General features: G+C 39.4%; 14 protein-coding genes and 3 pseudogenes. 12 read left to right on the top strand and 5 right to left on the bottom strand.

Annotated elements, in window-relative coordinates; genetic code table 11:
* Positions 1-59 precede the first annotated feature (59 nt).
* The 3 genes from N4T56_RS18660 to N4T56_RS18650 all read left to right on the top strand — a co-directional run bounded on the left by N4T56_RS18660 (position 60) and on the right by N4T56_RS18650 (position 2,382).
* Complete coding sequence (locus N4T56_RS18660; protein ID WP_261734263.1) at positions 60-1,160, top strand: methyl-accepting chemotaxis protein; 1,101 nt, start codon at positions 60-62, stop codon at positions 1,158-1,160.
* An 8-nt stretch (positions 1,161-1,168) separates the two neighbouring features.
* Positions 1,169-1,462: a hypothetical protein gene (locus N4T56_RS18655; protein ID WP_261734262.1), complete on the top strand. Its 294-nt coding sequence runs from the start codon at positions 1,169-1,171 to the stop codon at positions 1,460-1,462.
* Positions 1,463-1,860: 398 nt separating this feature from the next.
* The gene (locus tag N4T56_RS18650) at positions 1,861-2,382 is read left to right on the top strand and encodes a chromophore lyase CpcT/CpeT (protein ID WP_261734261.1); all 522 of its coding nucleotides are present in this window, start codon (positions 1,861-1,863) and stop codon (positions 2,380-2,382) included.
* A gap of 58 nt (positions 2,383-2,440) precedes the next feature.
* Here N4T56_RS18650 and N4T56_RS18645 read toward each other — a convergent pair whose 3' ends face one another.
* Entirely contained in the window at positions 2,441-2,854 is a 414-nt protein-coding gene (locus tag N4T56_RS18645; RefSeq protein ID WP_261734260.1) for a hypothetical protein, read from the bottom strand.
* Positions 2,855-2,876: 22 nt separating this feature from the next.
* Positions 2,877-3,323 (bottom strand): hypothetical protein, encoded by a 447-nt coding sequence (locus N4T56_RS18640; RefSeq protein ID WP_261734259.1) that lies wholly within the window; start codon positions 3,321-3,323, stop codon positions 2,877-2,879.
* 394 nt (positions 3,324-3,717) lie between these two features.
* Here N4T56_RS18640 and N4T56_RS18635 point away from each other — a divergent pair.
* Positions 3,718-5,163, top strand: a pseudogene (locus N4T56_RS18635) (MFS transporter).
* A 9-nt stretch (positions 5,164-5,172) separates the two neighbouring features.
* Here N4T56_RS18635 and N4T56_RS18630 read toward each other — a convergent pair.
* Positions 5,173-5,858 (bottom strand): annotated as a pseudogene (locus tag N4T56_RS18630) (sulfotransferase).
* A 583-nt stretch (positions 5,859-6,441) separates the two neighbouring features.
* Here N4T56_RS18630 and N4T56_RS18625 point away from each other — a divergent pair.
* From N4T56_RS18625 to N4T56_RS18600, 6 genes and pseudogenes are all read left to right on the top strand, one after another.
* Entirely contained in the window at positions 6,442-6,798 is a 357-nt protein-coding gene (locus tag N4T56_RS18625; protein WP_160056941.1) for a hypothetical protein, read from the top strand.
* 75 nt (positions 6,799-6,873) lie between these two features.
* Positions 6,874-8,223, top strand: coding sequence for a TolC family protein (locus tag N4T56_RS18620; protein WP_160056943.1), 1,350 nt, complete (start codon positions 6,874-6,876; stop codon positions 8,221-8,223).
* Positions 8,220-9,146, top strand: coding sequence for an efflux RND transporter periplasmic adaptor subunit (locus tag N4T56_RS18615; protein WP_261734258.1), 927 nt, complete (start codon positions 8,220-8,222; stop codon positions 9,144-9,146). Before N4T56_RS18620 ends, N4T56_RS18615 begins: the two co-directional genes overlap by 4 nt.
* A 90-nt stretch (positions 9,147-9,236) precedes the next feature.
* Positions 9,237-12,363 (top strand): annotated as a pseudogene (locus N4T56_RS18610) (efflux RND transporter permease subunit).
* 82 nt (positions 12,364-12,445) lie between these two features.
* The gene (locus tag N4T56_RS18605) at positions 12,446-12,760 is read left to right on the top strand and encodes a P-II family nitrogen regulator (RefSeq protein ID WP_160056947.1); all 315 of its coding nucleotides are present in this window, start codon (positions 12,446-12,448) and stop codon (positions 12,758-12,760) included.
* Positions 12,761-12,790: 30 nt separating this feature from the next.
* On the top strand, positions 12,791-13,150 hold the full coding sequence (locus N4T56_RS18600) for a DUF6488 family protein (RefSeq protein ID WP_160056949.1): 360 nt from the start codon (positions 12,791-12,793) through the stop codon (positions 13,148-13,150).
* 174 nt (positions 13,151-13,324) lie between these two features.
* Here N4T56_RS18600 and N4T56_RS18595 read toward each other — a convergent pair whose 3' ends face one another.
* The gene (locus N4T56_RS18595; RefSeq protein ID WP_160056991.1) at positions 13,325-14,044 is read right to left on the bottom strand and encodes a transglutaminase-like domain-containing protein; all 720 of its coding nucleotides are present in this window, start codon (positions 14,042-14,044) and stop codon (positions 13,325-13,327) included.
* Between the two features lie 239 nt (positions 14,045-14,283).
* Positions 14,284-14,910 carry a helix-turn-helix transcriptional regulator gene (locus N4T56_RS18590; protein WP_238107789.1) on the bottom strand — a complete coding sequence of 209 codons (627 nt, stop codon included), beginning with the start codon at positions 14,908-14,910 and terminating at the stop codon, positions 14,284-14,286.
* A gap of 472 nt (positions 14,911-15,382) precedes the next feature.
* Here N4T56_RS18590 and N4T56_RS18585 point away from each other — a divergent pair, with 472 nt between their 5' ends.
* Both N4T56_RS18585 and N4T56_RS18580 read left to right on the top strand, forming a co-directional pair.
* On the top strand, positions 15,383-15,688 hold the full coding sequence (locus N4T56_RS18585) for a hypothetical protein (RefSeq protein WP_261734257.1): 306 nt from the start codon (positions 15,383-15,385) through the stop codon (positions 15,686-15,688).
* Positions 15,689-15,779: 91 nt separating this feature from the next.
* Entirely contained in the window at positions 15,780-16,214 is a 435-nt protein-coding gene (locus N4T56_RS18580) for a DUF2057 family protein (protein ID WP_160056745.1), read from the top strand.
* Positions 16,215-16,281: the final 67 nt, after the last annotated feature.

Here is a 16,281-nt window from a genome sequence, read left to right as displayed (position 1 = left end):
TTGAGTCATTTTATTTAGCCGTTTAAGATCATAAATGGCTTTTCTTTGGAGATATCGTTGTGAGAGAAGTTGCATTTCGTTGGATTGATAAATATTTAATTAGCGTCAAACTACAGGAAAATTTTTTCGCGCTGTTGTTCACCGCTTTACTGGCGATTGTGGTGATCAGTGCCAGCCTGATTGATGTAATGTCATCACAACATTCTACAGAAGCGCAAAACCAGGTTGATGTTGTGGCAAAGCTTGCTGCCGCTGCGCAAATACCGTCTAGCGAATTAGCCGCAGTACTGCAAAATACCAATTTGAGTATTGGCCAATACAGCGACATTTCTGCCAATGTAGCAGGCCAAGGTTACAACATTAGCTATGTGAGTTCGCAAAGCCTATTTGCTGGTTTAGGTTTTGGCCATATTATTGCTATAGCAGCTAGCTTGATATTGATGTTTATGTGCTCGTACTACATAAAAACCTTTATTGGTGGTGGCTTATTTCATATTTACGAAGCCTTACGCAAGCTAGCGGAGGGTGATTTAGCTGCAAGAATTGGCTATGCGCCATCACGTAACGAATTTAATTTAATAGCCCGCACCGTTGACAGGGTGTCAGAACGTGAGCATTTATTGGTTAAAACCACCCAAGAAGCCGTCGCGTTAATTCAACAAATTAGTGCACAGTTGCGGGTGCGTAGCGATGAAAACACCCTGCTAGCCAGTGAGCAACAAGAGCGTATCGACTCGCTTGCCAGTGCCACAGAAGAGATGGCCGTGTCTATTCGTGAAGTGGCCAGTCATGCGCAAGAGTCTTCAACCCAGATATCGCATGCCACCCAAAAAACCACTCAAGGGCAAAGCCAAATCCAAAAAACCTTGGTTGAGATTAATCAACTCGCTGTCGAAGTACGCGATGCGTCAGTTGCCGTGTCGGAGCTCGATAATAGTGCGACTCAAATTGGTGAAGTCATTTCAACCATTAATGCCATTTCAGACCAAACCAATTTACTTGCGCTTAACGCGGCAATTGAAGCCGCCAGAGCCGGTGAGCAAGGGCGTGGTTTTTCTGTGGTTGCCGATGAAGTAAGAACACTCGCGGTCGCACTCAAGCAGCCACTGTCGAGATTCAAAAAATTATTGAAACCCTGCAAACGAATAGCCGAGGCGTGATGAGCGTCATGGCTAAAACAGTGACAGAAGCCGAATCAAGCGAACAGCTAATGACCAGCGCCAACCAAAATATAGGTGAGATAGCGGAGCAAAATCAGCATATATCAGACAGAAGCTTAGAAATTGCTGCCGCAGCAGAGCAACAGGGTAGTGTGGCTGACAATATTGCTAATGATGTCGATTCTGTCAGAAGCAGCTCTATTCAAGTGATGGCATTGGTGACGACAACCGCTGAAGAAATTGAGCGTCTCAGTAAACAAGCTGATGTGCTGGAAGGCTTAATGAAAGATTTAATTATTTAACCTTTTATTTAGCAGGTGGCGCTTTGGCTATGCCAAAGCTGGCATTACTTATCGTGAACCTAAGTACATTTACAGTGAATGAATAACAAAACAGCCCAGTTAATAGTATTAACTGGGCTGTTTATTTTTGACTTATTGAGCACAAAAATATGCATGTATTAACCTGAGTATTGTTTGGTTATGGCCATTAAGTGTCGACAACACAATCAATAAACGCTTTGTTATCGATTAACTTGTTTGTTAAATTGCTGAGTAACATAATAAAAAATAGGAAAGGATCTTCCAATGAAAACCGCCATACATATAGCTCTCATCACCTTACTCGCGTCGGTATCTTCAATTCCGGTATTCGCTGATAACACTGAACATCTCGATAAAAAGAATTACTGCTTACATGGATGCAAGGTCACTTCGACAGCGAACAACAATCAATAGCCGACAAAGAGTTTTATAATATTCACCTCAATATGGCTGCAATGTGGACAGCTGATCCTGAGCATTGGCTGTATGTTGAGCAAGCTGCTGCAACCCATTTAGACGAGCCTTATCGTCAGCGGGTATATCAGGTAACGCAAGTGTCAGACACTGAGTTCGCCAGTAAAGTTTATGGTTTTAACAATGACAAACATTATGCCGGAGCATACAAATCTACCAACCCACTCGGTGAGTTAACCCCTAAGGATTTAATCGAAAGGCAAGGATGTACCGTGTATTTAACTTGGTCTGCACAGCAGCAACATTTTGCAGGTTCAACCAAAGACAAACAATGTTTGAGCCAATTACGTGGCGCCAGTTATGCCACCTCAGAAGTGGTGGTGACTAAAGATAAGATTGTGAGTTGGGATCGCGGTTTTGACAGTAACGACCAGCAAGTTTGGGGCGCCGTAAAAGGCGGCTATGAATTTATAAAAGCCCAGTAAGACATACTACAAAACCGCCAATAATGGCGGTTTTTACTCACTGAACGCATTAGCGCCTCTATGGTAGCGGACAACCAAGATAATCTGTCAGTGTCGCCTTAAACAATGTGTCTTTTATCTCTGACGACAATTCAGTGGTCATGTCAGCCTGTACCGATGTATTAGGTTGATGTTGCAGCATATACAGCGGCGTGTAATCAGGTTCGCCAACGCTAGCCACCCAGTCACACGCTGTTTGTTTTTGCTCAGATCCTAAGTATTCAGCTAACTTTTGTTCAAAGTTTTGCTGCTCAAGGGCAGACAAAGTCCAAATAGAATCTTTTTTGATTAATTCAACCACCTCATGTGATGGCTTATTTGGCACGCGCAAGGTATCAAAGTAAGCATAAGCGCCCGCTAAAAAGTAGCCACTAATCGCAGAGTGATAATCTTGTGATTTAATGCATGCTGCAACCGAGTTTAACAGCACCACGGGTGTTGTTTGCTGGGTTAATTCATTCTGCGGTTAAGCAGCTAACTTCTAAGGAGGGTTTGGCATAGTCGGGGATCACTACCACCTGCTCTGGCTCAACAGGCGAGGGTGTACATGTTGGAATAGGGCGCTCATCTAATACTCTTATTTCCCACGCATCTTTATTACTTGGATCGTGTTGAGCAGACACCACATACCGCATACATTCTTTGGCAACCAGCGGATAAACCAATGTTGAAGTGGCTTTTCTACTGCGTAACGGCACCGTGGTACTTAAATGAATGGTGTGATAACCCGGCTTAATATTTTTGGTGAGCTTGCCGGACTGAAATGCACCATCTATGGCAATAATTTCAACATCGTAATTGTCAGCATCAGAAACTTTACTCTGGCTGCCATCAATCATTGCATATGGAGTTGATTTACATCCGGCTAAAATCAAACAGCCGATTATTAAAGGTAATTTCATTTTATTTTTGCTTTTTTAGAAAAAGTAAACACATCAATACTTATTTGTGTGGCTTAAGCATTGGATAAATGGAGCTTGGTATAAATGAGGATGTGACGGAAGTTAAGTGGTATTGAGCTGAACAACAAAGCGGTAAGACTCGCTTTAAGGATCAAAGCACTTTCCATAGCACTCATTATTTGACTAATGTAAAATTTTTGTTTCATTTTAGTCAAGGTAATTATTGGTTTATCCAAGTTAATCTGCTTACCATTCACCTCACTTTACCCGTTGAATGTTTATGTTAATCGAGTAGCAGAACAGATGTTTATCTGAACGATATAGATTGTGAGCTTGATATTTATCAGCCATAATTTTGCTTCGTATTACATCAAGGACATGCAATAAGACCTTTATGTCTTCAGAGCATTCAACATCGATCAATCATCCTTGCTCTCGCAGTCGCGACAGACTGTCGTGGCTTCGATGCACCCTACGCCGCAGCCAGCAAGAGGCGGTAGCATCGTCTACCATGACCGCCACCAGTGATAACTTTTTTAATGCTTATGCGATTTTTTTGGGCGCCAGTTTAGGCCAAATGGGGTGGGTCACTGGGTTACCGCAATTGTTTGGCGCCTTGGCTCAGTTATTGTCTGTGTGGCTGGCGAGCCACTTTAGCCGTAGGCAATTTATTGTAGTCTGCGCTGGGCTACAGGCCGGTGTGGTATTAGGCATGGGCGCACTGGCAGCGTTTAGACCAGATAATGCCGTATGGCTGTTTATCGGTTTGGCAGTGTTGTATCAAGGGTTTATCAACCTAATCCAACCGCATTGGCGCGCTTGGATGGGCATGATAGTACCTCAGCGTCGCCGTGGTGCTTTTTTTGCGTCTCGTACCCGCTTAACCATGATGGCATCGCTGAGTGTGTTTTTTGTTGGCGGCGGCATATTAACCTTAACCGACTCGATACAGATGGCCTGGTTAGGCTTTAGCTTACTGTTTTCGATTGCGGCAATGGGGCGATTTGTTTCCGCCTGGCTGCTATTGCAAATGCACGACCCTGAACCTCGAGCGGCTAAAGCCTCTGGGGTGTTTAACCAAACCTTATATAACTTCCGTCAAGCGTGGAAAGACAAAACCTTCCGTCATTACAGCTTGTTTGTTGCTGGTATGCAGTGCATGGTCGCCATTTCGGCGCCGTTTTTTGCGGTGTACATGCTAGAAGACTTGCAGTTTACTTACTTTGAATTTGTATTATCGAGCGTCGCCTCCATTTTTACTCAATTTATGACCTTGCGCTTTTAAAGCTGCTTTAGCGACCTATACGGTAATCGATTAGTGATGATAATTACCAGCTGCCTCATTCCGAGTTTGCCGTTATTGTGGCTTTTTTCAGACAGTTTTATCTATATTTTAGCGATTCAGGCTTTTTCTGGTTTAGCTTGGAGCGGCTTTACCTTAAGCACGGCCAACTACCTTTACGACATCCGCCCATTTCGCAGTGACTTTGCTACCTATGCGGCGTTGCAGGCGGCATTAAGTGCCGGTTTTGTGTTTGTAGGCGCGATGCTAGGAGGCGTGATTGCCTCATATGCAGAAGCATTTTTAATCTGGACAGGTTTAAATGCTTGGTTAACCAACCCAATATTTTTGGTGTTTATGATATCGACCATCATGCGATCGCTGGTGGCATTGTGGTTTATTCCGCGCTCTGTAGAGCCTAAAGCGCGTCCAAGGCCTGAACTGCTCACCCTTATTTTCCGTATCCGTGGCTTTAATGCTATTTCGGGTGTCAGCCTAGACTGGCTCACCGTCGCCAAGAAAAAGCGCGCCAAAAATAAAGAACAAGATAAAGAATAAGTCGCAGCATTAATCGAGGGGGTAATCAAAAAACTTACGTTTGTCAGGCCTGAGGCATTCGCACTGATTTTATTAGGGTGTTTATACTCATCCCAGCTGGCCACATTGCGGCCAATGTTTAGCTGTGGAAAGGTTAGTTGTGGAAAGCTTAGCTGCGGTAATTCTTCGCTTGGCTGCATCAACTGTGGGTCTAGTGCATCGTTTAACCCAATAAACGCCATTAACAGCGATAAACTGCCATCAACACTGATATCAATCGCCATAAAATCATCACGATCTGCATAGTAGCTAAACACTTGCTGCTGGTGGCGCTGATAACAAGCCGTTAAATGCGTTTCATCAAACACATCTTCAACCCGCCATATATCAAAGCAATGATTAAAACTGCGCTTCATCACCGGATGAAAGCGGCCATTGTCTTTATCTAAATGCACTAGCATGCGGCCCAGTAACATTTGCATCGACGGCAACCACTTATCTAACGGCCTATCTAAATAGACAAATTTAGCATTGGGAAATAACACATCTAACTGCCGGTAATCGCTAAAACACGGCGCATCAGACACCGCATCGGCCAACATAAACGCTTGCTTAGTAAACGCCTGGTGAGCCACGGTTAAGCCATGCTCAAGCAGCGCCACGCTCACGCTAGTCGTGCCGGTACATGGTTTAGGAGGAGTTATTTGTGTACATATATGCTATGAGTATTGATTTTAAGGGCTTCTACAATACATATGGTCCAATATCAACATGTATTATATTGGAGCGTTTATTAATAACATGAATTTTAATGTGTAATCAGTTGTCCTTCACTGCTAAAAGATTGCTTCGTGTTTAAGTTAACTTACGTGAATAAAGTAATAATAAAAATTTGTTCCAGTCACTGTAATATTCTTCAATAATGAGCTAGCTAATGATGATCGTTAGCTGCAATCCGGTATGATGTGATTAAGTTGGCTTACTCAAGCTCGATATACCAGAAATCTCTATAAGAGAAACGGTTGCACTTACTTCAGCTCAGATTAATGGACAGTATTGATTTTGATAAAGTAACAAAATCAAGTTTTTGAAACGGAATGACGATACGTTAAGAGCATGTATGCGAGTATTTAACTTTAATTTTAACTTTAAAATTTTATAGGCTCTCGTACATTCTTAAATAACAGGTTTAATATTCAGCGGATAAAACACAGCCATCAGCCTTGATAAGAGTTAAATATGCATTGATTTTTTTTATGAGTAATGTTAAGGTGAGAATGTTTTTAAATTGGGGTTAGTATGATTAAATTAGTATCGACATTTTTAATTTTTGCATGGGTTGTGTTTCAACCTATGGCAAATATTGTCGATGCTCACCCGCTAAAAGCTTATGCTGAGATTTTATCAAGTACACCAATCGATCATAATGCATCAGTTATCAAAACACCTCCAGTTCATGATTTATCTACTACTGATATTCCTTCTTCAAATGAAATGTTTCACTGCCACCACCACAGTAGTCATTGCCATATCTATTTGTTAAGTGTCTATGAGGCTGAAACTGATATCCTCACGAAATACGCTCCATACGACTCTTATCTATTTTCTGTTCCCGAAACTCCTTTTTCAACTTCAATCCGTCCTCCGATCGCCTAATTTTTATTTTAAGTCAATTTTTGCAAGCGATAGAGTTTGCGCATTTTTATATCTTAAATAATTAGGTATTACAATATGTTAATGTTAATTCGTCCTCCAAAACTAGTTTTGGAGCTCTTGAGTCGTATTTATAATATACGGATCATTTCGTGTGTTTTCCTTGTGGCATTCTCCTTTACAATCAGCGCAGCAAGAGCATCATCTGCAGATCAAGCTATATCGCTGTCAACAGCAATGCAGCGTTCACTATCACAAAATCCTTCACTTAAATTTTTTCCATATCGAATTGATGCTCTGAAAGGGCAAATGGAAACGGCTAAATTATCACCAGCTTATGAATTAGGCTTTGATACTGACAATATTGGTGGAACTGGAAATTACAACGGGATAAGTGGGGCTGAGTTCACTATAGCTTTATCCTCAGTTTTTGAAATGGATAACAAGCGTTTAGCTAGAATTGGGACTGTATCTTCTGAATTGTCATTATTAGAAGCAAGCAGGCAGGTTGAGTCACTGGCTTTACTTGGTGATGTTACTCGTCGTTATGTTGATGTACTTGCTGCACAAGAACAAGTTGTTCTTGCACAGGAGGCTACTCAACTAAGCATTGATACTTTGGATATTGTAAAAAAACGCGCTGCTGCAGGTGCTACACCCGATGCAGAAGTTAAACGGGCATTAGCAGCCTTAGAGCAAGCCAGGCTATCATTATTTGCCGAACAGCAACGCTTATCTTACTTAAAAGTTTCGTTATCGAGTTTGTGGGGATCATCCTCACCTGACTTTGAGAATGTTGAAGGGAATTTATTTCAGTTTGGTGAAGATATCTCATTTGAACAATTGTTTGAAAGAGTCAAACTTAACCCTGCAATAGAGATTTTTGCATCAGAAGCTCGTTTAAAAAATGCTGAAATACGTGTTGCTAAAACACAGTCAAAATCTGACATTAGTTGGTCTGTGGGGGTTCGTCGAACTCAAGATACAAACGATACAGCACTCGTAGCTGGCTTCAGTATGCCTTTATTTTCTGGCTCTAGGAATCAAGGTGCTATTTCAACAGCCATTGCAGAAAAAAATCAAGTATTTGTAAAACGTGATGTCATGTTATTGGATATGCATAATCAGTTATTTCGAGCTTTTTACAATAGAAAACAAGCTATTTTAGTCGTTAATTCATTGCGTTCCACCATCATCCCTTCTTTAGAGCAAGCACTGATTGAAACTCAAGATGCATATCAGCGCGGAAGGTACGGTTATCTGGATTATGTGAGCTCTCGTCAGGAGTTGTTAAGTGCAAGACGTACATTAATTGAAGCTGCAGCATCAGCATTAACTTATGGTGCAGAAATTGAACAATTGACATCAGAGCCTTTAGCTAGCTCGCAATATAACGAGAACATCAAATTATCAGGAATATCTCAATGAAATTAATTTCTAGTTTTACAAAAGTTCTATTTTTAACCAGCTTCTTATTTTTTACAGGGTCTATTTTTGCAGAGTCTGGTCATGGAGATGAATCAGAACATGAAGAGGAAGGGCATATAGAATTATCTAACGAGCAAATACAGCATGCCGGAATAGTGGTTAGCACCGTTGGTGCCAATGTTATTCGTGATGTGTTACCTGTTTATGGCTTGGTTGCTACTAATGCTGAAAGTTTGCAAGTGGTTAATGCCAGATTTGATGGTGTGGTACGTGATGTAAAGAAGAGCATCGGTGATCCGATCCGTAAAGGTGAAACATTGTTAATTGTTGAAGCAAATGAAAGCTTGAAAAACTATCCAATAACTTCTGAAATTAATGGATATATCACACAGCGAAATATAAATGTTGGAGAGAAAACAAATGAAACTCCTTTACTGGTGATTCAAGATTTTTCTACTGTTTGGGTAGAATTAAGCATATTTCCGAAGGATCTTCCTTTGGTCAAATTAAATCAGACGGTTAACATACAAGGTACTGATTTAAAGAATATTTCAGAAGGTAAAATTATTTATATTTCACCATTTGGACAAGTGCAAAGTCAAGCCACTAAAGCTCGTGTTCTAATTGAAAACAGCAACAACATTTGGAAGCCGGGCTTATTTGTTAATGCCAACATTACACTTGATGAAATAAATGCGCCAGTTTCTATACGTAATGAAGCAATACAAGTTATTGAAAATAAAAATGTAGTTTTTGTCAAAGGTGAATCTGGGTTTGAACCACGCGAAGTGAGCCTTGGTCGAACAGATGGTCAATATAGTGAAGTTCTAACGGGTTTGTCGGTTGGTGAAATGTATGTGAGTAACAATAGCTTTGTTTTGAAGTCTGAGTTGGGGAAAGAGGATGCTGAACATGGGCATTAAATTTTTTATGCGTCTTCGTTTACCTTTATACCTTATTTATGTTTTTAAATTTAGACATAATCGGTTGTGTGCTTCAAATAGGAGTTTTAAATGATTGATAAACTCATTCAATTTTCCATAACCCGCCGGTGGTTGGTTATGTTTTTTGTTTTGCTAACGGGTGCACTAGGCGTTTGGAATTATCAACATCTTCCTATTGATGCTGTACCTGATATTACCAATGTTCAAGTTCAAATTAACACAGAAGCACCTGGGTATTCACCACTAGAAGTTGAGCAGCGAGTCACCTATTTGGTTGAAATGTCAATTGCAGGATTACCTTATGTTGAGAGTACTAGATCGCTATCTCGTTATGCACTCTCACAAGTGACTGTTGTGTTTGAGAAAGGAACTGATATTTATTTTGCTCGAAATCTTATTAACGAACGTTTGCAACAAGCTAAAAGTGAGATGCCGTCAGGTATTGAGCCCGTAATGGGATCCTGTTGCAACTGGATTAGGTGAAATCTTTCACTATTCAGTTCATGCAGCGCCAGGGGCTTTGCAAGCAGATGGAAAACCTTACGACGCAACAGCTTTGCGTACATTGCAAGATTGGGTTATTCGTCCTCAATTGCGTTTGGTTGAGGGGGTTACTGAAGTAAATACAATCGGAGGGTATGAAAAGGAGTTTCATATTACACCAGAACCTTCAAAGCTATTGGCTTACCAAATAAGTTTTGATGATTTAGTCGCTGCGTTGCAGAAAAATAATTCGAATGTAGGTGCTGGGTATATAGAGAAAAATGGTGAACAATATTTGATCCGTGCTCCAGGTCAGGTTACTGATATTTCATCGATTAAGCAGATCATTGTTGCTCGTAGGGATGGAATTCCTATTACCGTAGGTGATGTTGCAGAGATTGGGTTTGGTAAACAGCTTAGGACTGGCGCTGCAACTCGCGATGGCGATGAAACTGTGTTGGGCACAGCTGTTATGTTGCTTGGCGGAAATAGCAGAACTGTTTCTCAGGCAGTATCAGCAAAATTGCTTGAGATTAATAAAACTCTTCCAGAAGGTGTGATTGCTGAACCTGTTTACGATCGTACTGTATTGGTAGATAAGACGATTGCAACAGTTCAGACCAATTTAGCTGAAGGTGCTGTGTTGGTCATTGTCGTTCTTCTAGTTATGCTGGGTAATGTTAGGGCTGCTTTATTAACTGCCATGGTGATCCCTTTATCAATGTTGATGTTGATGACTGGCATGGTAGAAACCAAAGTAAGCGCAAATCTCATGAGTCTAGGTGCACTTGATTTTGGGTTAATTGTTGACGGTGCTGTAATCATAGTTGAGAACTGTATTTTAAGGCTGGCAGGAAGACAGCATCACCTGGGGCGAATATTGACATTGGATGAACGTTTTCAGACCGTCTTTACGGCTACCCGTGAAGTGTTTACTCCAAGTCTGATAAGTGTTTTAGTTGTTATTATGGTCAATTTGCCAATTTTGGCGCTGACAGGTGTCGAAGGTAAAATGTTTACTCCAATGGCAATGGCCGTAATCATGGCTCTATTGTCTGCACTTGTATTGTCTCTCACTTTTGTTCCTGCGGCAGTCGCTTTGTTTATGACAGGCCATATAGAAGAAAAAGACAATTTTATCGTCAGTCAATCTAAACGATTATATCTGCCAATTTTATCGATTGTGTTGAGATTCCGAGTACTTGTAATTTCAATAGCATTGATATTTGTGATTTTAGTCGGATTTGTTGGAACAAAAATGGGAACCGAGTTTGTTCCTAATCTTGATGAGGGCGATATTGCGATCCAAGCACTTCGAATTCCAGGGACAAGTTTAACTCAATCATTGGATATGCAATTTCAGTTGGAGAAGGCAATTCTAGAGATTCCGGAGGTTAAAACATATTTCTCTAGAGTTGGTACTGCAGAGGTTGCGAGTGATCCTATGGTGCCAAATATATCTGATGGTTATGTGATGCTTAAGGATCATAGCGAGTGGCCAAATCCTGAAAAGACTAAGGCTCAACTTTTAGAAGAAATAAGTGAAAAACTAGCCTTATTACCAGGTAATGCTTTCGAAATAAGCCAACCTATCCAACTTCGGTTTAACGAATTGATTTCAGGTGTCAGATCTGACCTAGGTATAAAAATTTTTGGAGATGATTTATCTAAATTACTGAGTTCAGGTGCTGAAATAGCAAAGGTGTTAAGTAGCATTGAAGGGGCTGAAGGCGTAAAAGTAGAACAAGTTTCTGGATTACCCATCTTGTCAATTGATGCTGACAGAGCAGCTATGTACCGTTTGGGCTTAAACGTCTCGGATGTCCAAGATGTAGTTGCTGCTGCAACGGGAGGTGAGAGTGCAGGCTTGATTTTTGATGGTGATCAACGTTTATCAATCGTTGTAAGGGTTGACGAGAGGGTTCGAGTAAATTTAGAAGCGTTAGATCGTTTACCTATTCCGTTACCTGAAGGTGGTTATGTACCATTAAGAGAAGTAGCTAAACTTACTTTAGCACCTGGCCCTAACCAGATTTCACGTGAAAATGGAAAGCGTAGATTGGTCGTTAGCGCGAACGTTCGTGGTAGAGATCTAGGTGGATTTGTTGCAGAAGTACAAAGTAAGGTTGCTGAGCAAGTAAAATTATCTCCAGGGTATTGGTTAGAATATGGTGGTACTTTTGAGCAATTACAATCTGCCTCTGATCGTTTAACTATACTTGTACCTATAACATTGATAATGATATTTGCTCTTCTAATGATGACATTTGGTTCCGCAAAAGACGCAGCTTTAGTCTTTAGTGGGGTACCACTAGCCCTTACTGGAGGTGTCATAGCTTTATGGTTGCGTGATATCCCTCTATCTATTACAGCTGGTGTAGGCTTTATTACTTTGTGCGGAGTTTCTGTTTTGACGGGGGTTATGATGGTATCTGCATTTAGAGATGAGCTGGATCGTGGAAGTTCTGTCGAGCAAGCTATTCAAACTGGTGCAATGTTGCGATTAAGACCAATTATGATGGTTGCACTTGTTGCAGCATTAGGATTTTTACCAATGGCGCTTAATACTAGTACTGGTGCAGAAGTCCAGAGACCACTAGCAACAGTCGTTATTGGTGGGATCATTTCATCAACGTTCCTTACTTTATTAGTATTACCTGGCTTGTACAGACTTACTTGGCGAAAGACGAAAATCAGCCAAAATAGTAATTAAATTTTAAGTATGGAGAAGGGATTGCGGTGTTCGAGTTGTCCGTAATCCCTTTAAGTATAATTTCAAATTGACAGGTAAAAATATGAAAAAAATTAATGCATTAATTCACCATGTAAGGTCTGCAGATGTTATACAAGCATTACAAGATGCTGGCTTCGGAAATATATCAATATTTGATGTCAAAGGAACATTGAAAGCTCTTCAGGAAAGTGAGTTAGTATATTCTTCTGAAGCAGGTGTAACTATTTCCGAAGCTCAGCTGTCTCTAATATGTGAAGATGAACAAGTAGATGAAGTTATATCAATTATTAGAAAAATAGGTAAAATTGGAACGGAAATTTCTGGGTGGGTTTACGTTAGTCCAATTGAAAAAATTCTTCCAATTGGTGGCTTTTAGATGCTAAGTTTAAAATAATAAGGCATATTTATGAGGTATTTATTTTCTTTTATAGTTATCGTTATTTCTTTTAATTGTAATTATTCTTTTGCACATCCAGATAGAATGAAAAGTATGATCCATAAAAGACACTCTCATTTGAATGAAGAAAAGATAACAAACATTGTCATTAAAAAAATACATAAAATGATACTCGAAGATTTTGGTTATGATGCTGGTAAGCTAAAGTTTTCATGGGGAACCATTAAGAATGAAGATGTGAATATTATAAGTGTTAATGATGGAGTTTATGTTGTGAGTGCTACGAATTCTCACGATAATAAGACATTGTATTTTAGAGTAGATAAATATGGCGATGTTATAGCTGTAACTGAGCATAACCTTTTTTAATAAGGGCTATTTGCATTCTAGGATTGGATTCAACCCTAGAATGCAATTGTTACATAGCTCAAACTAACCATCGTTTGATTGGAATAGCTGTGAATTAGCACTAATAAATAACCTGTATATGTAGTGGCACAGTTACAAAATTAACTATGCTATGTGGTTTTTTAGATGTTTACCTCACATTACGCCATTAGAACGAATTTTTTTCACATTTATATTTATTAAATGACGTAGCGCATAACGAAAAAGAACCTTTTTAATCCCTGTAAGGTTACTACCGTGTTTTGAGTAAAAATCATCTGGCTGCTCATATATACCAAAGTCATCTGCAATGCCGTCACTTTGTATATAAGTATCTTTGCCTATCCAGTCCACATCGGGTCTTGCAAGACATTTAGTTGCAATACCAAAGCCTGAAAAGCACTTGCTTGGCTCAACAAAACGACTCTGAATTTGTTTAAGATAAGGCTTATCGATGATGTAACCTTCCAAGTTAATCCAACGTTCATTGTAAAAAACCTCAACCCAACTATGAAGAATACGTTTTGGTGCAAAGAAGAATATATAGTTCGGGATTGCACCACGTTGTAATTGGTTGTAAATAGTAAAACCATGCAAGCGTGCAGAAATACCAACAGCGCGTAACAACGCAATCAACAAAGTACCTTTAGTATTACACTGTCCATAACCATCACTAAATACTTGGCTTGCAGGTATTCGGTCATCTGCGTTATAGCCAAAACAAATTTCATCTCGTACATAGTTATAAATTTCGCCAATGGCATCATATTGCGATAAATCTCGCCACTGTCGTTGTTCAATCAAACTTTGAATTTGCGGATGGTTAAAATCCAACATTGGGGTATGTTTTAATAAATTTTTTGATAATTTAGTCACATTTACTCCCCTCTACACTGAATGCAGCCAAAGAAAGTCCAACTAAAAAAAGATGGGGTGTAAAATCAGACCATGAAAAATCGATATATCAGCAATGATGCCGTGTATTAAGCTTGCCAATACGATTATCAATGCAACGATGATTAAAATAGATCTGCTTAGTTTGAGTTTCATGAGAAATTCCTATTCAATGAGTTTGTACTAGAATAACCAACCACTCAACAGAAAACTTGAATAAACTAGCTAACTTTTTTGAAAAGAGTATGAGCTTGCCTTATTGTCATACCGAAGTTATTTCGAAATGTTCGACTTAAATGAGCACTATCTGAAAAACCAGCCAGATGAGCAGCATCTGTAGCAGAGTTACCATTAATTAACGCTTGAATAGCACAGATCATTCTTCGCCATAATAAATATGGTCGCCACGCAATACCTAACTCTATACTAAATAAATGAAGAAAACGACTTTCAGATAAAGCTAATTGGTTAGCGACTTCAGAAGCTCGCCAATTAGTAGGTTTGATACAATCGCCATATAGACACTGATCTAATTCAATTAACAATTGTTGAATGCGTCTATCTTCCACTGTGCTTTTATTAACAACTAAGAACTGTTTTGTAAGTTTTAATTCGTCAAATACAGGTGTTAAAAATTCAATAAAATCGTCTGTTTGAGACGGTTTATTAACTGATTCTGAAAAAGTTGTTCTAAATGACTTAAATGGTTGACCCATTAATTTAGTAACCAACTCCCGTCCCAAATTACTTTTCGGTTCAATAAGTAACACCCAACCTTCAACCATTTCCAGTTGATGATCAACTTTTGAATCGATTACCGTTACACCTGTTATCTTTCTTCCATTCAAATTACAACGCGAATCACTGAAGAGCCATATCACTTGTATTGCATGATGCATATGAGCGTCAGCATCTATGCTAGAGCCATATATTGTGACAACACCAGGGTTAATCCAAACGGTAGGTTTAATAATTAAATACTCCTTTGCCCATTCTACGTTTTACTAAAGCAGCTTTCTTTATTGCATAACATCATAACAGTTATTTCCATAAGCATTGTTAACACTATTCTCTCGGTAGCTCTGAGTTCTGTGCTCTCTGCAACATCCCTTGGGTATATCTAAATAGTACAGAGCACATATCCCGCCCAGGTCTGCATCTCACCAGTGTTATGTCAAGTAAGGATTCATTGAATAGTTTAATAGACCTAGGATTGTGACTTACATCATGGAATTTGATTCTAAAATTTGCTAACATAGTCCATATAATTAAATTGAGTATAATAGCATGATTAAGATTTTGCTAAATTTAGCAGTTATATTGACATTAATAACACAGTTATTAGTGCCAAGTAATGCTATGTCTAGCGATATGTCTGAATCAAGTATGCAATCTAACTCTATGTCACATTCAGTTATGATGGACAATGATTGTGATGACGATAACTGTTGTGCCGAAGATTCAAGCCACTGTATTAGCCATTGCCATGTAGTCGCTAATGCATTTGTTTTGTTATCGGGCTCAAATTTAATTAACAATCTATTCACAAGTTCTAAAGTTGACTCGACTTTATGGATATCAACTCCGGCTTCGCTTGGAAGTCAAAATCCCCCTCCAATTGCTTAATTCTTTATTTTAATTAATCACTTACTATTAATTTATAAAGATTTTTGTTGCTCGTTTACTTATGAGCATCATAAAGCTTCTGGAGTTTCTTATGAAAAAATTTATCGCAATTACACTTTTATCTTTAGCTAGCACAGTTTCAATGGCTGCTACTATTACATTACCTGATTATCTTATTTTTACTTCCGTTGATGGCCAGTCTGTGGCTAATAAGGGACAGATTGACATTGAACCTGGTCAGCATTTGCTTGAACTTCAGTTTTATGATGTTTACTCAACGGGAGCAGATGACACTAATTTTGTAAAATCTGATGCATTATATTGGAGTTTGAATTTAACTAAGAACGAAGATATTCAGGTTAGAGCTAAGGATATTTTCACTACAAAATCTGCTCGCAAATTTATCGACTCCCCTCAGATCACAATAGACACGGCTAGCTTAAAAGGCGAATCAGTTAAGCTGGTTAACCATGCAGAGTTAATGTCTATCATTATGAAACAACACAGTAAAATGATGAATCATTAATTGGATTAATAGGGCGCTATCATAGCGCCCTATCAATACCTAATATACTTCTTGAGCTGTGTGTTAC

Origin of the sequence: Shewanella phaeophyticola, from assembly GCF_025398315.1 — a bacterium.
In the GTDB taxonomy this organism is placed as follows: Bacteria; Pseudomonadota; Gammaproteobacteria; order Enterobacterales; family Shewanellaceae; genus Shewanella; species Shewanella phaeophyticola.
The sequence above is the reverse complement of the archived record's forward strand: the minus strand, read 5'-3'. Positions and strand labels throughout refer to the sequence as shown.

What these genes read in the sequence shown, in the direction of transcription:
- N4T56_RS18655 (WP_261734262.1), top strand. Translation starts at nt 1,169, where the DNA reads ATGGCTAAAACAGTGACAGAAGCCGAATCAAGCGAACAGCTAATGACC.
- N4T56_RS18650 (WP_261734261.1), top strand. Translation starts at nt 1,861, where the DNA reads ATGCAAGGTCACTTCGACAGCGAACAACAATCAATAGCCGACAAAGAG.
- N4T56_RS18640 (WP_261734259.1), bottom strand. Translation starts at nt 3,323, where the DNA reads ATGAAATTACCTTTAATAATCGGCTGTTTGATTTTAGCCGGATGTAAA.
- N4T56_RS18625 (WP_160056941.1), top strand. Translation starts at nt 6,442, where the DNA reads ATGATTAAATTAGTATCGACATTTTTAATTTTTGCATGGGTTGTGTTT.
- N4T56_RS18620 (WP_160056943.1), top strand. Translation starts at nt 6,874, where the DNA reads ATGTTAATGTTAATTCGTCCTCCAAAACTAGTTTTGGAGCTCTTGAGT.
- N4T56_RS18615 (WP_261734258.1), top strand. Translation starts at nt 8,220, where the DNA reads ATGAAATTAATTTCTAGTTTTACAAAAGTTCTATTTTTAACCAGCTTC.
- N4T56_RS18605 (WP_160056947.1), top strand. Translation starts at nt 12,446, where the DNA reads ATGAAAAAAATTAATGCATTAATTCACCATGTAAGGTCTGCAGATGTT.
- N4T56_RS18600 (WP_160056949.1), top strand. Translation starts at nt 12,791, where the DNA reads ATGAGGTATTTATTTTCTTTTATAGTTATCGTTATTTCTTTTAATTGT.
- N4T56_RS18580 (WP_160056745.1), top strand. Translation starts at nt 15,780, where the DNA reads ATGAAAAAATTTATCGCAATTACACTTTTATCTTTAGCTAGCACAGTT.